Origin of the sequence: Rhizobium sp. WYCCWR 11152 (genome assembly GCF_013087615.1) — a bacterium.
GTDB lineage: Bacteria > Pseudomonadota > Alphaproteobacteria > Rhizobiales > Rhizobiaceae > Rhizobium > Rhizobium indicum.
The window spans coordinates 1-791 of sequence record NZ_JABFCP010000016.1 but is presented as its reverse complement, the minus strand read 5'-3'; the positions used below and the strand labels follow the sequence as shown (position 1 = coordinate 791).

Sequence of the window (791 nt, the reverse complement as noted above, 5' to 3'; positions counted from 1 at the left end):
GCGATCGAATAGGCTGCAAGCGACGTGCGGATTTCATCGGTGCCGGCACTGGCCAACTCGGCGATGACATCGCTCGCACTGTCGACCACATAGATGTCGTTGCCCGCACCGCCGTTCAGCGTGTCATTGCCGGCGCCGCCGTCCAGCAGATCATTGCCGGCGGCGCCGATGATCATGTTGGCGAGCGCATTGCCGGTGCCGGTGAAGTCGGCGGATCCCGTGTAGCTCAGCTTCTCGACATTGTTGCCGAGCGTATAGTTTGCCAGCACGGTCTTGACCGTGTCGGTTCCCGCGGCGGCGTTCTCGGCAACGCTGTCACCGGCATTGTCGATGATATAGGTGTCGTCGCCCGCTCCGCCGATCAAGCTATCGGCACCAGCCCCGCCATTCAAGGTGTCGTTGCCGACACCACCAGTGATCGTGTTGGCAAGGCTGTTGCCTGTCCCGGCAAAGGCTGCCGTTCCGATGTAGGTGAGGTTCTCGACATTGGCTCCCAGTGTGTAGGCGGCCAGGGCCGTGCGAACCGTGTCGGTTCCCGCGGCGGCGTTCTCGGCAACGCTGTCGCCGGCATTGTCGACGATATAGGTGTCGTCGCCCGCACCGCCGATCAAGCTATCGGCACCTGCCCCGCCATTCAGCGTGTCATTGCCGGCGCCGCCGGTGATCGTGTTGGCCAGCGCATTGCCGGTGCCGGTGAAGTTGGCCGATCCCGTGTAGCTCAGATTCTCGACATTGATCAGTGCAGCGATCGAATAGGCTGCAAGCGACGTGCGGATTTCATCGGTGCCGGC

Annotated in this window: 1 protein-coding gene; it reads right to left on the bottom strand. The window is 62.8% G+C overall.

The genetic code is table 11. From position 1 onward, the window contains the following. Positions 1-791, bottom strand: a 791-nt coding sequence (locus G9X67_RS27145) for a calcium-binding protein (protein WP_171600122.1), incomplete at both ends; no start/stop codon positions are given.